Annotated in this window: 14 protein-coding genes and 1 other RNA gene; 1 reads left to right on the top strand and 14 read right to left on the bottom strand. The window is 50.8% G+C overall.

The annotated features are described in order from the left end of the window. Positions 1-78: 78 nt before the first annotated feature. The 4 genes from EDD73_RS12205 to ssrA all read right to left on the bottom strand — a co-directional run bounded on the left by EDD73_RS12205 (position 79) and on the right by ssrA (position 3,697). Positions 79-879, bottom strand: a complete 801-nt coding sequence (locus EDD73_RS12205; protein WP_131920349.1) for a hypothetical protein — start codon at positions 877-879, stop codon at positions 79-81. Then, complete coding sequence (locus EDD73_RS12200) at positions 854-1,978, bottom strand: AAA family ATPase (RefSeq protein ID WP_131920347.1); 1,125 nt, start codon at positions 1,976-1,978, stop codon at positions 854-856. The genes EDD73_RS12205 and EDD73_RS12200 overlap by 26 nt, the downstream gene beginning before the upstream one ends. A gap of 202 nt (positions 1,979-2,180) precedes the next feature. Then, the gene (locus EDD73_RS12195; protein ID WP_243116913.1) at positions 2,181-3,050 is read right to left on the bottom strand and encodes a tyrosine-type recombinase/integrase; all 870 of its coding nucleotides are present in this window, start codon (positions 3,048-3,050) and stop codon (positions 2,181-2,183) included. A 293-nt stretch (positions 3,051-3,343) separates the two neighbouring features. Beyond that, positions 3,344-3,697: a transfer-messenger RNA gene (gene ssrA, locus EDD73_RS12190) on the bottom strand. A 322-nt stretch (positions 3,698-4,019) separates the two neighbouring features. Here ssrA and EDD73_RS12185 point away from each other — a divergent pair. Further along, entirely contained in the window at positions 4,020-5,744 is a 1,725-nt protein-coding gene (locus EDD73_RS12185) for a PAS domain-containing hybrid sensor histidine kinase/response regulator (protein WP_131920343.1), read from the top strand. Positions 5,745-5,777: 33 nt separating this feature from the next. Here the strand turns inward: EDD73_RS12185 and smpB are convergent, their stop codons facing one another. The 10 genes from smpB to gap all read right to left on the bottom strand — a co-directional run bounded on the left by smpB (position 5,778) and on the right by gap (position 16,037). Further along, positions 5,778-6,242, bottom strand: coding sequence for an SsrA-binding protein SmpB (gene smpB / locus EDD73_RS12180; RefSeq protein WP_131920341.1), 465 nt, complete (start codon positions 6,240-6,242; stop codon positions 5,778-5,780). A 21-nt stretch (positions 6,243-6,263) separates the two neighbouring features. Then, positions 6,264-6,689, bottom strand: coding sequence for a PaaI family thioesterase (locus EDD73_RS12175; protein ID WP_131920339.1), 426 nt, complete (start codon positions 6,687-6,689; stop codon positions 6,264-6,266). Between the two features lie 58 nt (positions 6,690-6,747). Next, the gene (gene tatB, locus EDD73_RS12170; RefSeq protein WP_131920337.1) at positions 6,748-7,224 is read right to left on the bottom strand and encodes a Sec-independent protein translocase protein TatB; all 477 of its coding nucleotides are present in this window, start codon (positions 7,222-7,224) and stop codon (positions 6,748-6,750) included. 259 nt (positions 7,225-7,483) lie between these two features. Beyond that, complete coding sequence (locus EDD73_RS12165; RefSeq protein ID WP_131920335.1) at positions 7,484-9,547, bottom strand: sodium-translocating pyrophosphatase; 2,064 nt, start codon at positions 9,545-9,547, stop codon at positions 7,484-7,486. Between the two features lie 58 nt (positions 9,548-9,605). Further along, positions 9,606-9,842, bottom strand: coding sequence for a preprotein translocase subunit SecG (gene secG / locus EDD73_RS12160; RefSeq protein ID WP_406567195.1), 237 nt, complete (start codon positions 9,840-9,842; stop codon positions 9,606-9,608). Positions 9,843-10,112: 270 nt separating this feature from the next. Next, positions 10,113-11,405: a phosphopyruvate hydratase gene (eno, locus tag EDD73_RS12155; protein ID WP_131920330.1), complete on the bottom strand. Its 1,293-nt coding sequence runs from the start codon at positions 11,403-11,405 to the stop codon at positions 10,113-10,115. A gap of 48 nt (positions 11,406-11,453) precedes the next feature. Next, on the bottom strand, positions 11,454-12,998 hold the full coding sequence (gpmI, locus tag EDD73_RS12150; protein ID WP_131920356.1) for a 2,3-bisphosphoglycerate-independent phosphoglycerate mutase: 1,545 nt from the start codon (positions 12,996-12,998) through the stop codon (positions 11,454-11,456). Between the two features lie 29 nt (positions 12,999-13,027). Continuing rightward, positions 13,028-13,783, bottom strand: a complete 756-nt coding sequence (gene tpiA / locus EDD73_RS12145) for a triose-phosphate isomerase (protein ID WP_131920328.1) — start codon at positions 13,781-13,783, stop codon at positions 13,028-13,030. Between the two features lie 21 nt (positions 13,784-13,804). Continuing rightward, the gene (locus EDD73_RS12140; protein ID WP_207668881.1) at positions 13,805-14,989 is read right to left on the bottom strand and encodes a phosphoglycerate kinase; all 1,185 of its coding nucleotides are present in this window, start codon (positions 14,987-14,989) and stop codon (positions 13,805-13,807) included. Positions 14,990-15,026: 37 nt separating this feature from the next. After that, positions 15,027-16,037 carry a type I glyceraldehyde-3-phosphate dehydrogenase gene (gap, locus tag EDD73_RS12135; RefSeq protein WP_131920323.1) on the bottom strand — a complete coding sequence of 337 codons (1,011 nt, stop codon included), beginning with the start codon at positions 16,035-16,037 and terminating at the stop codon, positions 15,027-15,029. Positions 16,038-16,151: the final 114 nt, after the last annotated feature.

Raw genomic sequence — 16,151 nt, 5'->3', positions numbered from 1 at the left:
AGCCAAAATACCTTTAAATGGCACAAAATACCATTGAATACTGAGTTTTATGAATCGACCCTTGGGATGCGGGGGTTTTTAGACAGACTCTATTATAGGGTATTCTACATTTTCTTCGGGATTAGGTACTTCAATCCAAGTCCCAGGAAAAAAATCATCCTCTATCCCCTCCATTCTTGGCATTTCTTCAACGGATAGAATGCCACTAAAATCGGTTAAATCTTCTATTTTATCTAATGAGTCAACAACTACTTGATGCACTTCAAGCTTAGAAGAATACCTTACGGATTTATCCAAGCTTATGCCCTGCCTATTTGTTATCCACCGCTTGAAATATTGTAGATTTGTTTCATTAATTCTTTTATCATTAAAATCAACCAGTATTACTTTTAAGACAAACTTACCTTCATTATTGGCAACAATTTTGCCTATACTAATGTTGGGGTTGAAAACATCAATTTTTTTAACCCCTGATATAGCCTTCGCATTTTTCTCCAAATCACTTATATTATCAGATACTTCTTTTAATTGCCCCGGCTTATCAATCCTTATTAATAGTTCATTTTCACCGATAATGCCTATTGTATAATCCGGTCCCCTACCCGAAAGCAGTTGGGCAATATCATTACGATGTGTTTTGGCTAAAGCGTCATCAATTACACAAGCCTTGACTATAGCAGGAATTTTATGCTTCTTCATTCTTGATTCAATTATAGGTTGGCTATCATCTAAGTCTTTCTTCAAGGTCATAGCTCTCTCTTTTAATTCTTTTCCTTTTAATACCCACTTGGGGGGTTTTTTATCTCCCCCAGCTTCTACTGCCCTCTCGTCAACATCTCTTTTTTCAAAGATTTTAATCGGAAGTGGTTTGCCTTTCATTTTTTAAAGCCCCCTCACAAAGATGGTTTCTTACTTGCCTTAAAGAAATTCCCATTACTTTGGATATTTCCTGCTGGCTAACGCCATTATTACTTAAAAATTTTGGCAAGGGAATATCTTTAATCCCTATATAATAGTAGATTTCTGATACTATCCTTGCAAACGAAACCATAGATTCCTTATTAATCACCATGGCCTTAACTGCGTTATAGCAAATGTTCTTAATAATCGATGGGGATAACCCATTTAACAAGCCTATCAATATTTGGCTTTTTCTTGCTTCATTAAGAAATTCATAATTGAATGGCCCTAAAAAGAGTTTGATAAGTTTTATAATTTCTTTATCACAAGGCTTCGGGACCTCAACCACAAAGGAGAATCTTCTCCAAACCGCAGGGTCTAATAACGTTTCGTGATTAGTTGCGGCGATCAGAATATTGTTTTTGCTAAAATCATCAATATTTTGTATTAGGCTATTTACTACTCTTTTTAGTTCCCCAACCTCATGAACATCATTTCTTGCTTTTGCAATAGCATCAAATTCGTCCAAGAAGAGAATACAAGGCCGTTCCTTTGCGTAATCAAAGATTTTCCTAATATTCTTCGCTGTACTTCCTAGGAGAGACGATACCAAACCGTCGAGTTTCGCTGTAACTAAAGGTAGTTCAACTCGACTGGCAACATACTCCGCAATACTAGTCTTTCCACACCCCGGATGTCCGTATAACAGTAAGGTATCTGGTAAACTTACCCCTAAATCTATGAATTCACTTTTATGCTCTATGGATAAGATAAAATTATCTATTTTCTTCCATGTGTTCTCAGACAAAATTATTTTATCTTGTTTTATTTCTGACGACGTTAATACATCAACCATGTCAAGTTTGCTATCTTGATCTAGCGGCTTTGACATAAATTCATCCATATAAACTGGGTGAACTGATTTATTATTAATTATCTGTACGATTCTTTCGGCAAACTTCTCGTCACCCTCATCACGAAGCTTTTGACCAAGTAACATTGCGTAATTTTTCACTTTATCTTTGTTTCTTTCTAGTCCTCCTTCGATTATTTTAATTATCTCTGTTCTAAACTTCATTACGTTCACTCCACTCCAAGTTATGGCGTATGATTGCGGCTTGACACTACCCGCTTTGATAATAACATTTTACAAGTATATATGCACGTTTTTCGCTAATATCATTACGTTTTTTGAACAAAGCTATACAGTGCCTTCCCACCGGGTTGTTCATACAAAAAAAGGCTAGGTTGTATCCTAGCCTCTTACCGAGAAGTAATTTTTATAGCTTTGTTATTCGTTTTCTCTCCTGCACCAACTTCGCCACAGGCGACGCCAACTCATGCTGCTGCTTCATATCCTTATCTGCCAGAGCCACATACCTCTTCGTCATATTCATATCTGAATGCCCCATCGTCTTCTGTAAGGCAAATGAATTCCCGCCATTCCGCAAAAACTCCAAAGCAAACGTATGCCTCAACTGATACGGATAAATCGCAACCCCCATCTTCTCCCCATAAGCACTTACCCGGCGATACCACCCCGTCGGTGTCATTTTTATTCCTTCACAGGAACAAAATACAGGGGCCTTATCACCCCAATCATCGGGACGAACATGCAATAGCTTTTCTATCGCTTTTGCCGTTACCGGGCTAATGGGCAACGTCCTGGCAATTCGCGTTTTGGCATTCTCTGCCCTCACACGAACCTCATATGCTGGCAGGTTAAGATCCCCGGGAAACAGTGTAAGAGCTTCATTTGGTCGTATCCCAGTATCCAACTGCAAAAGCAACAGGGCATAGTCACGCAACCCTGGATAGGTTGTCTGGTCCGGCTGGGCCAACAACTTTTTTATTGTATCGTGATCCATTTGAACGATCCGCTCATCGGCTTTTCGCTTCTTAAAATTCCGCAGCGGATTTTCCACAAGCACCTCTTCCGCCAGGCACCAGTTAAAGAAGGTTCGCAAGTAGGTCAGCTTATTATTGTAATACGCTGGCTTTGCATCTTGGGCCATATACTCAATAGCCCGTCTTTTGAGTCCGGTCTCATCATTGAAGGTAACATCAGGATACCGCTCGATAAACCACCGCAAATGATACCCATAATCCTTCAATGTTCGCTCGGACTTGCCTTCCGCCTTTTTGGTCATTAAAAACTCTTGCGTGGCCCTCTCCCAGGACATTTCCCGGCGTTCCGCCAGCTTTACCAGACGAGTTTTCTTCTTTACAGACACAAAAACCACTCCTTTGGCTATGCCCCAAAAGAGTGGTTCGAATAACATTTAACCGAATGACTTGGCAAGAGTCCGATGAACAAAAACACGTACATCTCTTGCCCGTCCGAAGAACTCAAAACGCAAATTATGCTTCTTCGGACACGTCCATTTTATTGCTTTATGGTCGGGAAAAAACAAGCGTTTTAGCTGGTCTTTTCGTTATGTTTTGGTGGAGGCGGCGGGAGTCGAACCCAGCGTCCGAAGAAGAGTCAACAGAGGCATCTACGAGCGTAGTCTCTTGTTTTAGATTTCGCCATCCTTCCGCACAAGCGACAAAGCGTTGGTCAGGCTATCTCGATAAATTTCGCCACCAGTCTCCGAGAATTGACCGTGACTAACTCCCTAAAATGACCCCTTATCCCTCACCGGGAGTACAGAAGGTAAGAGGTTAGGCTGCAATTAAGCAGCTAAAGCGTAGTTATCTTCTGCAGTTAAGCAGTACCGCCTGTTTAAAGTGGCCTGCGGTGACCACTGCTCGCTTCCTGTACCTACCCATTCCCCGTCGAAACCATTACGCCCCCATATTCGGCGGCTTCGCGATGTCATCACTGTATTCCTTGATGACATCGCTGCCCATCGCGACTGCACTGATCGATAAAACTTATCACAAGCAGCCTATTCGTAGTATACCCAATAGCCAGCATAAAAACAATAGTAAGTTCGTTCCATTACTTGCGTGTTTTAAATTTGTTTTTGTGAACACTTTGTTGAAGGTAATCTGTGCTTCTTGTTGAATAGGTACGCAGTACTAGATTAATACTAATAATCTCACGCTCACCTTGGCGTCGCAATATTTTTTAAATCTTGTCTAATTCAACAAACGATTATCAAGGAGGGATTCAGATGGAGTCACCGTTTCATCATCGCGACAACGGGGCTACTCATGAATTACACCCCCATTGCCATAGCCATTGCAAAAGCAAAGGGCAAAACTATTGCCATGGCCTGTGCCACACGGCACTTCCCCCAGATCTGCAACTTCCCGCTTCCTTACTGCAAGCGATTCAACGACTGTCGATCGGCAACGACTGGGACAATATCGAATCCCGCCTACACATGATCACCGAAAACATGCGGGAAGTCTTCTGGCTGCGCTGCCAGCATAGGTTTCTTTATATCACCCCCGGGTACGAAAAAGTCTGGGGCCGTACCAGCCAAAGCTTATATGAGAAACCGTCCACCTTCTGGGACTCCGTACATCCCGATGATCACCACCATGTCGATCGCCTCTTCATAGATGCCGATCACACACGCCATTATCAATCAGAATACCGCATTCTCCGCCCCGACGGTTCGATCCGCTGGGTTCGCACCCGGATCTTCCCCTTACCCAGTCAACCTCATACACCGCAGATGACCATCGGCTTCGCCCTCGACATCACCGAAAGAAAAGATGCCGAACAGCAATTGATTCAAGCCAAAGAGGCTGCCGAGTCGGCCAATCAAGCGAAAAATCTCTTTCTTGCCTCGATGGGTCACGAGATTCGCACACCAACAACCGGCATCATCGGTATGCTTGATCTGTTGGAGCGCACCGAACTAACACCGGAACAACAAGATTTTATCCAGGTAGCCCGCACCTCCTCGATGCTGCTCCTGGATATGATCAATGATATTCTCGATTTAGCCAAAGCTGAAGCCGGCAAAGTGGAACTCGAAAAGAAAGACATTGGGCTGGCTCCGCTCTTTGAAGACGTCAATCTTATCGTTGGTGCCCAGGCCCGCGCCAAAGGTCTTTTCTTTAATACATATATCGATCAGCATGTTCCTAAAGTGATCTGTGGTGATCCCTTACGTTTACGGCAAATCCTTTTTAACTTGACGATGAACGCCGTAAAGTTTACCTCCACCGGTGGCATTCTGCTCCATCTCCGGTTTCTTCCCCACGAAACCAAACTATACTTTACCGTGGAAGACACCGGTGTAGGTATCTCACCGGCTGTACAAGCCAAACTGTTTGCACCCTTTATTCAAGCGAATTCAGCCACGTGTCGCATCTACGGTGGCTCCGGCCTCGGTCTTTCCATTTGTCGAAAACTACTTCACTTGATGCAAGGTGAGATTGGCGTTGAAAGCCGCGAAGGATCGGGATCCCGGTTTTGGTTCACCATACCCTATTCCCCTACGCTTGCACCGGCCGCCCCAGCGGAGAATCATGCTGCCCAAGGACCGTCTACGCCCGAATCATCGTCGCTACGACCGGATCTGCACGTCTTGGTGGCCGAAGATAATCTGGTCAATCAAAAAGTGATTGCCACCCAGTTAAAAAAGCTTGGTATTGACCATATCTTGGTGGCCAATCATGGCTATGAAGTTTTATCGGCCTGCCAGGAGCAGGATTTTGATATTATCTTGATGGATTTACATATGCCCGAAATGGATGGCTTTGAGACGACGAACCGCCTTCGTGAGGTGTTGCCTCATCGTATACCGATTATCGCGCTGACTGCCGATTTCTCGCAACCTTTTGCGCAGATGACCTTGCGTGCCGATTTTGATGATTTTCTCGGTAAGCCTGCCCGCCTTGACGATCTTCGCCACCTGCTTTTGCGTTGGCAATCACCATAAGAAAAACCCGGCACTTCACTTGTGCCGGGTTTTCTACATTTTTTGACGTTCGCGTACGGCCCGTGCCATTTCCCGTTCTGCGTCCTTTTTGGCAATATCCTGGCGCTTGTCAAACTGCTTTTTACCACGAGCGATGGCCAGTTCCAGCTTGGCCATACCGCGCTTAAGATAGATTCGCAGCGGCACCAACGTGAGCCCTTGCTGCTGCACAGCGGCCAAGAGCTTACGGATCTCGCTTTTGTTGAGCAGTAGCTTGCGGGTGCGCAAGGGCTCGTGATTGTACCGGTTGCCCTGTTCAAAGGGGCTGATGTGCATATTGTAGAGAAACGCTTCGCCTTGCACGACACGGGCAAAGGAATCTTTGAGATTGCCTTTACCGTTACGTAGCGACTTGATCTCTGTTCCCTTCAGCACAATGCCGGCCTCATAGGTATCTTCGATATGATAATCATGGCGAGCACGGCGGTTCTCACAAACCGTTTTGACTCCCTCGCTCATGGCAATCCCTCACTTACTGTGTTACTCTGCCGTTCTTACAAAGTCGCCTTTCACCATAAAACGGGCTGTCGCTTCTGCGGCCAGGCTGCCATCAGCGCGGTGAACGGTGGCTGCCATTTCCATCAGCTTGCCTTTATGGCGCACTAATCGCGAAGCCACACGCACTTTTTCGCCGATGGGAATGGCATGGCGCCAGCGTACATCCATCCGTGCCGTAAAAGCGGCCATCCCCATCTCATTGATCTGTTTACCCATTACTTCATCAAGCACGGTGCTGATCAAACCGCCATGGGTCACACCGGGATAACTTTGATGCACTTCCGACGGCGTAAAATAGGTAACATATTCGTCACCTTCAAAACCAAAATCCAGATGCAAGCCGATGGGATTGTCCTTGCCGCAGCAAAAACACATATTATAGTTACTTAAATCAAAAATCTCCGTCATCGCACTGTTCGTCCCCTTTTTCCCCGTTTACCTGCCCCGCTTATCCCCTTTGGCCTACTTAGGCTTGGGCCTGCTTGGCCGGTTCCTGTGACGACGCAGTATCTTGTCCAGTACCCGGAACTTCCGATGCTGCGGGCGCATTTGCCAAATTTGCCGTGGGCGCAGTCGCTGCGGGCGCATCTGTTGCCGCCGTAGCCGCCGGATCTGCTGACGTTGCCGGGGCTGCTGCTGCCGGAGCCGTCGCCGCTGCTGGGGCTACCGGGGCTGCCGTTGTTGCCGCCGCTACCGGGGCTGCCGTCGCCGTTGGCGCGGCGGTTACTGGTTTCGTCCCAGCCACTTCTTGCACTGTTGTTTTAATGTCTTGCACCGGCTTCATTACATCGCCGAACTCTGATTTCAAGCCATCAGCAGTCTTACGAAATTCATTGAGCGCTTTACCGATGCCGCGCCCCACTTCCGGCAATTTACCCGGCCCCAACACGATCAACGCCACGACGAGGATGAGCATGAGTTCCGGAAATCCGATATTAAACAAGGTTCTTACCCCTTTCTCTCCATACTGCTGTAATGGGGTTATTATACCATAGATCGTGAAGAGACCGAAGAGACGAGAGCAGATCGTAAAAATGTGTGAACAGATCGTAAAAATACCTCATGGCACGTTTCGAATCATTACAGTACTGCAAAAAGCACCGGCAACCACGTGGTCACCGGTGCTTTTCGTCAGGGCACCCGTCAGGGGCTCTTCGTCCATACAACTCACTTGTGAGCCACCCCGCCTGCACCGACTTCCCTTACAGGGACAAGAACGGCGCAATAATCAAGGAGATGGTTCCCGTCACTTTGATCAACGCATTGAGTGAAGGTCCGGCCGTGTCTTTGAACGGGTCACCGACGGTGTCGCCGATAACGGCCGCCGCATGGGCATCCGTTCCCTTGCCACCATGTTTGCCCGATTCAATGTATTTTTTCGCATTGTCCCAAGCACCGCCGGCATTGGCCATGAAGATGGCCAACAACACGCCGGCCACAGTCACACCGGCCAACATGCCGCCAAGTGCTTTTGCACCAAAACCAAAGCCCACGATGAGCGGCGTCAGCACAGCCAGCAAACCCGGAGCGATCATCTGCCTGATCGCCGCCCGTGTGGAAATATCAACGCAGCGCGCATAATCCGGTTTGGCTTTCCCTTCCATCAGACCAGGGATTTCGCGGAACTGGCGCCGCACTTCACCGATCATTTCAAAAGCAGCTTCACCGACCGCTTCCATGGCAAAGGCGCAGAAGAGGAACGGTACCGTACCACCGATAAAGAGGCCGATGATGATCTTCGGCTCCAGGAGGTTAAGCACAAAGTGCCCTTCTGATCCGGCCATCAGCGCCTGGGCGATCGCCGGCGACTTGACAACTTCTTCGGCAAACGCCGTAAACAGCGCCAGCGCCGTCAACGCCGCCGATCCAATCGCAAAGCCTTTGGCCACAGCCGCCGTCGTGTTGCCGACAGCATCCAGTTTGTCAGTTTTTTTACGGACATCCGGACCTAGTTCCGCCATCTCGGCAATCCCGCCGGCATTGTCAGCGACCGGGCCAAAGGAGTCAATCGCTACGACCATACCGGCCGTGCAAAGCATCCCCATGGCCGCCATAGCAATACCGTAGATCCCGGCGAAGTGGTATGAAACGGCAATTGCAATTACAATCACACCGATAGGCAGAGCTGTCGACTTCAATCCCACGCCAATCCCGGCAATGATGTTCGTAGCCGCACCGGTCATCGACGCTTCCGCAATGTGTTGGGCCGGCTTATAGCCATAGGATGTGTAGTACTCGGTGATCCAGCCAATGGCTACGTTGACAAGCAACCCGGCGATAACCGAGATCGTCAGCCCGACCGGAACCCCTGACGTAAATGCCGCCGGTGCCGGAACGTTCGCAAACAACGTCGTCGCAATGAAATACGTGGAGATCGCCACAAGAATGTTCGTACCCCAGAGCCCTTTGTTCAAGGCCATCTGCGGGTTGCCGTCTTCCGTGGTCCGCACCAAAAACGACGAGAGAATGGCAGCAATGATACCGGCGGCGCCGATCAACAGCGGGTAAAAAAGTCCTTCCAGGCGTCCCGGAAACACCGTAACACCGATCAGCATGGCCGCAATGGCCGTTGCAGCATAGGATTCGTACAAGTCAGCGCCCATGCCGGCTGTATCGCCCACGTTATCGCCAACGTTATCGGCAATTACGGCCGGATTCCGCGGGTCGTCTTCCGGAATTCCGGCTTCGACCTTACCGACTAAGTCCGCACCGACGTCAGCAGCTTTGGTAAAAATTCCGCCGCCAACGCGGGCGAACAAGGCAATGACCGACGCTCCAAATGCAAAGGAGTTAATAATCACCGCATCTTGATAGATCATGTATAAGACCGACACACCCAGGAGCGCCAATCCAGCCACAGCCATTCCCATGACTGCACCGGCACGAAACGCAACGGACAAGGCGTGACTCAAACCGCGCATAGCCGCTGCCGTGGTCCGTGCATTCGATTTGGTGGCAATCGACATGCCCACATAACCGGCCACTGCCGAGAAAAGAGCACCTACCAAGAAGGAAATTGCTTGCCCCCAGGCAAGCTTCTGATTGCCCCAGTTGCCGATTAATAATGCCCCAAAGATAACCACGACGAAAGGAATCAGTGTTCTGTACTGTCGATTCAGGAATGCCATTGCCCCTTCGAAAATCGCTTGAGACAGTTCCTTCATGCGCTGAGTGCCTTGATCTTCTTTGAGCACGCTCATCGCCAGATAGGCGGCAAAGAGCAACCCAAGTAAACCGGCACCCGCCGCGATAAGCGGATAGTTCACAGACGCTCACTTCCTTATTCACTTCGCTCCAGGTACACCTTTGGATATCACCATCGGATTACGCAGCAAAAATTGACAAGCCCAGTGCACTAAGCAAAAAAATGGTAGCAAGTACGGTACTGACTTTCACAAGCAGCGCATCAATCCCTTTGGACTTGCCAAAAAAGGACTCTGAGCCGCCGGCAATCGATCCCGACAACCCTGCACTTTTTCCTGATTGCATGACAATCGCTGCAATCAGGCCAAGGCTTGCGATGACATGAATAATGGTGATAGCCGTTGACAACCAATCCACCTCCTTTTCCATAACCTAACTTTATGATAAAAGCATTCTAGCATACGCAAGTAGACTCGGCAAGTTTATTGGTAGTTTTTGTACCTTTTTGGTGCATAAAACCAAATATCCCCATATTGCCGATAGTGCAAAGAACCCGGCGTTGATCCGGGCTCTTTGCGTCATTACATATATGCTTGTACGTTATCGCCGTTTTTATACGTGACGATGCGGCTTATTCATCAAAGTTGATATCTTTCAGGTTTTACAACCTACCGGGTCATGAACGTTTTATTTACCTAAGGACAAATTGTAAAAGGTCGCTTTGCCCCGGTAGAGTGCCGATTCATCCAGCTCTTCTTCGATCCGCAGCAATTGATTGTACTTGGCCACGCGATCCGTCCGGGACGGTGCGCCCGTTTTGATTTGTCCGGCATTAACAGCGACCGCCAGATCAGCGATGGTTGCATCTTCCGTCTCACCGGAACGGTGCGAAATCACGGCGGTGTACTTGGCACGGCGAGCCATTTCAATAGCGGCCAAGGTTTCAGTGATCGTGCCGATCTGGTTGACTTTAATCAAGATCGAGTTGCCCACACCGGCTTCAATGCCTTGTTCCAGCTTTTGCGTGTTCGTGACAAAGAGGTCGTCGCCGACGAGCTGCACCCGCGATCCCAGGCGGTCTGTCAGCAGCTTCCAGCCGTCCCAGTCGTCTTCGTTCAGGCCGTCTTCAATCGATACGATCGGGTAACGGTTGACCAGATCTTCATAGTAATCGACCATTTCCGCCGAGGTTTTGATTTTACCTTCACCGGCCAGGTTGTACTTGCCGTCTTCGTACATTTCCGAAGCAGCGGCATCGATGGCCAAGAGAATATCTTTGCCCGGTTCGTAGCCGGCCGCTTGGATCGCTTCCACGATCACTTGCAGCGCTTCTTCGTTGGAACCGAGGTTCGGTGCAAAACCGCCTTCGTCACCTACAGCCGTGTTGAGACCTTTGCCTTTCAACACTTTTTTCAGCGAATGGAAGATTTCAGCGCCCATGCGCAGCCCTTCGCCGAAGGAGTTGGCACCGACAGGCATGACCATGAATTCTTGGATGTCCACGTTGTTGTCCGCATGCTGGCCGCCGTTGAGAATGTTCATCATCGGCACCGGCAGTTCACGGGCAAAAACACCGCCCAGGTATTGATACAAGGGCAGGCCCAGGTATTCAGCAGCCGCTTTGGCGCAAGCCATGGAAACACCGAGGATTGCGTTAGCGCCTAATTTCGATTTATTGGGGGTGCCGTCCAGTTCGATCATGGCACGGTCAATATCCATCTGCCGCGTCACATCGTAGCCGATGATCTCCGGGGCGATTTCAATGTTTACGTTGTCGACAGCATTTTGCACGCCTTTGCCCAGATAGCGCTCTTGCTCTCCGTCACGCAGTTCCACCGCTTCATAAGCGCCGGTCGAAGCACCGGAAGGTACGGCCGCACGGCCCCGTGTGCCGTCCTCCAGGATCACATCCACTTCAACGGTGGGGTTGCCGCGGGAGTCCAGAATTTCTCTCGCCATCACTTCTGCAATAATCGACACAGAATGACCTCCTCATATTAACTCTTCAGAATGTATTCAGGATCTATCTTAGTTCCCTGCTGCTTGACCGGTAGCCGTCAGCAAGGAATTCCCTGTCATCTCCATCGGTTTGGCCAGCCCCAAAAGTTCCAGCAAGGTTGGGGCAATATCTTCTAAAGCACCGCCGGAGCGCAATTCTTGCCGGCGATGGGTTTCACTGATCAGGATCACCGGTACGGGATTCGTCGTATGGGCCGTATGGGGGCCATTTGTTTCCGGATCGATCATCATTTCCACATTGCCGTGATCGGCCGTAATCAGCAGCGCGCCGCCTTTTTTCAGCACTGCTGACGCGATTTGGTCGATACAACCGTCGACGGCTTCCACCGCCTTGACGGCCGCATCGAGCATTCCCGTATGGCCGACCATATCGGGGTTGGCAAAGTTAAGCACGATCAAATCGTATCTGTCCGCTTCGATGGCTGCCAGCGCTTGCTCCGTCACCGTAGCGGCGCTCATTTCCGGCTGCAAGTTGTACGTGGCCACTTTCGGTGACGGCACAAGAACCCGTTGTTCTTCAGACAATGGCGTTTCCACGCCGCCGTTGAAGAAAAAGGTCACATGGGCATACTTTTCGGTTTCAGCAATCCGCAGTTGGTGCAATCCGGCTGCCGCCACCACGTCGCCCAAAGTGTTTTCCAAATTCTGCGGCATGAACGCGACCGGTACATCCAGCGCCGCATCATATTGCGTCAAGCACACCGCATGCACTTTCGGCACCGCGCCGCGGTCAAAGCCGGTAAAAGCCGAATCAACGAAACAGCGCGTCAACTGGCGAATGCGATCGGCACGGAAGTTAAAAAAGAGCACCGTATCACCGTCTTGGATCGTCCCGCGGGGATTGCCCTGTTCATCGACGATCACCGTAGGCAGGACAAACTCATCAGTAATGCGCAGGTGATAGTTATGCTCCAACGCCGCCATACCGAAGGTCGCTTTTTCCCCTTCGCCATGGACGATAGCGTCCCAGGCCAAGTTGACCCGATCCCAGCGTTGATCACGATCCATCGCATAGTAGCGGCCCATCACCGTCGCCAGGTGGCCCGTACCCAGTTCTTTGAACTTCGCTTCCAGTGCTTGAATATAGGTTGCCGCATTAGCCGGCGGCACATCCCGTCCATCTAAAAAAGCGTGAACAAACAAGTTGCGCACGCCGGCAGCCACCGCCATGTCCAGCAGCGCAAAAAGATGATCGATGTGGCTGTGTACGCCGCCGTCGGAAAGCAGTCCCAACAAATGCAACGGCCGTCCGGTAGTCCGGGCATGATCGATCGCTTTTTGAATTACCGGATTTTGCGCCAGTGCGCCTGTTTCGATGGCTTTGAAAATGCGCGTCAGTTCTTGATAGACGACGCGGCCTGCACCGATGTTCAGATGCCCTACTTCGGAGTTGCCGATTTGCCCTTTCGGCAAGCCTACAAACTCACCGGACGCCTGAATGGCCGTATGCGGGTACGTTTCCCAGAGGCGCGTAAAGGCGGGCAGGGCAGCCACTTTCAGCGCGTTGCCCTCCGCTTCTTCACGCAGTCCCCAGCCGTCAAGCACCATGAGCATAACTGGCTTGGACAAGGGTTTCACTTCCTTTATTGTTCCTCAAAACGGACGATCTTGGCAAAAGAGGCCGCTTGCAAGCTGGCACCGCCAACCAAAGCACCGTCAATATCGGACTGCGCCATCAATTCCCGTATGTTATCTGGTTTGACACTGCCGCCGTAAAGGATACGCACCTTCGGCGCTGCCTCCGCTTGCAATGCCGCCAGAACGGTACGGATAAAAGCACAAACATCTTGCGCATCAGCCGGTGATGCCGTGCGCCCGGTGCCGATCGCCCAGACCGGCTCGTAGGCCACGATCACGCCGGTCAACTCCGCCGCTGTCAAACCACCTAAGGCACGGCGCAGTTGGATTTCAATCACCGCCTGCGTAATCCCTTGTTCCCGTTCATCCAGCGTTTCGCCAACACAAACAATAGGCACCAATTGACCGGCCAAAGCCGCTTTGGTTTTGGCTGCCACAGCGGCATCGGTTTCGCCAAAATACTGCCGCCGTTCCGAATGGCCCAGGATCACATAAGTGCAACCGCAGGCGCGCAGCATCGGTGCTGCAATTTCGCCGGTAAAAGCACCTTCGTTGGCCGGGTGCATATTTTGTCCGCCAATACCAATGGCGCTTTCTTGGGCCGCTTCCGCCACCGCCGGCAACGTCACAAAGGGCGGGCAAAGGACGATTTCCCTGCCGGTTACTCCGGCCGTCAAGGTTTGCAGTTCCTGTACCATCGCTTTGCCTTCCGCCGGCGTCAGATACATCTTCCAGTTTCCCGCAATCACAGGCGTACGCATGCTTCCTCGCTCCTGTCTTGATTATCGGTCTTGAAGGGCGGCCACACCGGGCAGAACGCGGCCTTCCATGAATTCCAGTGATGCACCGCCACCAGTCGACACGTGGGTCATTTGATCGGCCAGTCCGGCTTTTTCCACGGCCGCCACCGAGTCGCCGCCGCCGATGATCGTCGTACCTTGCACAGCAGTCAGGGCACGGGCCACACCGAAAGTGCCTTGATCAAAGGGCGGGAACTCAAAAGCGCCCATAGGGCCGTTCCAAACCACCGTTTTAGCTTGGGCCAGTTCATCAGCAAAGGCTTGCAAGCTCGCCGGCCCGATATCGAGGGCCGACTTGTCCGCCGGGATCACATCGACAGGAACGATAGCCATCGGTACGCCCACTTCCAGCTTGTCGGCAATGGCCACGTCCACCGGCAGCATCAGTTTCACGCCGGCTTCCTTCGCTTTTTCCAAAAGCCCTTTGGCCAGATCGAGCTTATCTTTTTCACAAAGCGAGCGGCCCACTTCATGCCCTTGGGCATAGAAGAAGGTGTTGGCCATGCCGCCGCCGATGATCAGCGTATCCACTTTGCCAAGCAGGTTCTCAATGACGCCGATCTTGTCGGCGACTTTGGCGCCGCCCATGATGGCGACGAAGGGACGTTCCGGTTTGGCTAACGCGCCGCCCATGATCGTCAGTTCCTTATCCATCAAGAATCCGGCAACGGCCGGCAAGAACGCCGTGACGCCGGCTGTGGACGCATGGGCGCGGTGGGCCGTGCCAAAAGCGTCGTTGACAAAAAGGTCGGCCAGGTCCGCCAGTTGACGGGCAAACGCCGGATCGTTTTTCTCTTCTTCTGCGTAAAAACGCACATTCTCAAGCAAAAGCACTTGACCGGGTGCCAGCGCCGCTACTTGCGCGGCTACCGCTTCGCCGATGCAGTCATCCGCTTTCGGCACCGGCTGGCCGAGCAGTTCCGACAGACGTGCAGCAACAGCCGTCAAGCGGTACTTTTCATTGACTTTGCCTTTTGGTCGCCCAAAATGGGAGGCCAAGATAACCTTGGCCCCCTGAGCGATCAGGTATTGGATCGTCGGTAACGCAGCGCGAATTCGGGTGTCATCGGTGATATGGCCCGTATCATCTTGCGGTACGTTAAAATCACAACGTACCAATACGCGTTTGCCCTGAACATCGACGTCGCGAATCGTTTGCTTATTCAAGCGTTTGACCCCCATCTGATCGGTTTGATTTCTTTTTTTAGAGACCTTGTGCCGTTACATAGGCAGCCAGATCGACCATGCGCATGGCGTAGCCGAACTCGTTGTCATACCAAGCGATGATCTTGACCATGTTATCGTCGATCACCATCGTGGAAAGCGCATCAATCATGGAGGAATGGGTCATGCCGTAGAAATCACGGGAAACAAGCGGCAGTTCGGTGTAGCCCAGGATGCCTTTGAGCGATCCTTCGGAAGCCGCTTTCAGCGCCGCATTGACTTCTTCAGCGGTAACTTTTTTCTGCAGGTCCACGACCAAGTCGACAACAGAAACGTTCGGTGTCGGTACGCGCATCGCAAAACCATTGAGCTTGCCGCTCAGTTCGGGCAAGACTTTGGCAACGGCTTTGGCTGCACCGGTGGTGGTCGGAATGATCGACATACCGGCCGCACGAGCCCGGCGAAGATCCTTGTGGGTTTGGTCGAGAATCTTTTGATCGTTGGTGTAAGCGTGAACCGTCGTCATCAAACCGCGATTGATCACGAAAGCATCGTTGATCACTTTGGCTACCGGCGCCAAGCAGTTCGTCGTGCAGGAAGCGTTGGAAATGATGTGATGATTGGCCGGATCATACATCTTTTCGTTGACGCCCATGACGATGGTAATGTCTTCGTTTTTGCCCGGTGCCGAGATCAGCACTTTTTTGGCGCCACCTTGCAAGTGGGCTTTGGCTTTCGTCGCATCGACAAAAAGCCCGGTCGATTCGATGACCACGTCGGCTCCGACTTCACCCCAGGGAATTTGCGCCGGGTCACGTTGGGCAAAGACTTTAATATGGTGTTGATCAACCGTAATCGTGTTGTCTTCGTTGGCACGCACGAGTCCGGGGAACGTACCGTGAACCGAGTCGTATTTGAATAAATGCGCGTTCGTCTTCGCGTCGGTCAGGTCATTGATCGCGACGACCTCGACATCTTCTTGTTTGAAAGCAGCTCGAGCCACAAGACGTCCAATGCGTCCAAACCCATTGATTCCAATGCGTACTGGCATTCTTTGCCCTCCTCATTTTCTCAACCATTCCATCCCTTGAAACTGCCGCATCCACCTTGGGCGACCTATTTCAAGTCATCTAAAACATTCCACACTAATCAACTAAATCCTTCC

Origin of the sequence: Heliophilum fasciatum (assembly GCF_004341395.1) — a bacterium.
In the GTDB taxonomy this organism is placed as follows: domain Bacteria; phylum Bacillota; class Desulfitobacteriia; order Heliobacteriales; family Heliobacteriaceae; genus Heliophilum; species Heliophilum fasciatum.
This window is presented reverse-complemented; position numbering and strand designations above follow the sequence as displayed.

What these genes read in the sequence shown, in the direction of transcription:
- EDD73_RS12205 (WP_131920349.1), bottom strand. Translation starts at nt 879, where the DNA reads ATGAAAGGCAAACCACTTCCGATTAAAATCTTTGAAAAAAGAGATGTT.
- EDD73_RS12200 (WP_131920347.1), bottom strand. Translation starts at nt 1,978, where the DNA reads ATGAAGTTTAGAACAGAGATAATTAAAATAATCGAAGGAGGACTAGAA.
- EDD73_RS12195 (WP_243116913.1), bottom strand. Translation starts at nt 3,050, where the DNA reads ATGACCAAAAAGGCGGAAGGCAAGTCCGAGCGAACATTGAAGGATTAT.
- EDD73_RS12185 (WP_131920343.1), top strand. Translation starts at nt 4,020, where the DNA reads ATGGAGTCACCGTTTCATCATCGCGACAACGGGGCTACTCATGAATTA.
- smpB (WP_131920341.1), bottom strand. Translation starts at nt 6,242, where the DNA reads ATGAGCGAGGGAGTCAAAACGGTTTGTGAGAACCGCCGTGCTCGCCAT.
- EDD73_RS12175 (WP_131920339.1), bottom strand. Translation starts at nt 6,689, where the DNA reads ATGACGGAGATTTTTGATTTAAGTAACTATAATATGTGTTTTTGCTGC.
- gpmI (WP_131920356.1), bottom strand. Translation starts at nt 12,998, where the DNA reads ATGCTCATGGTGCTTGACGGCTGGGGACTGCGTGAAGAAGCGGAGGGC.
- tpiA (WP_131920328.1), bottom strand. Translation starts at nt 13,783, where the DNA reads ATGCGTACGCCTGTGATTGCGGGAAACTGGAAGATGTATCTGACGCCG.
- gap (WP_131920323.1), bottom strand. Translation starts at nt 16,037, where the DNA reads ATGCCAGTACGCATTGGAATCAATGGGTTTGGACGCATTGGACGTCTT.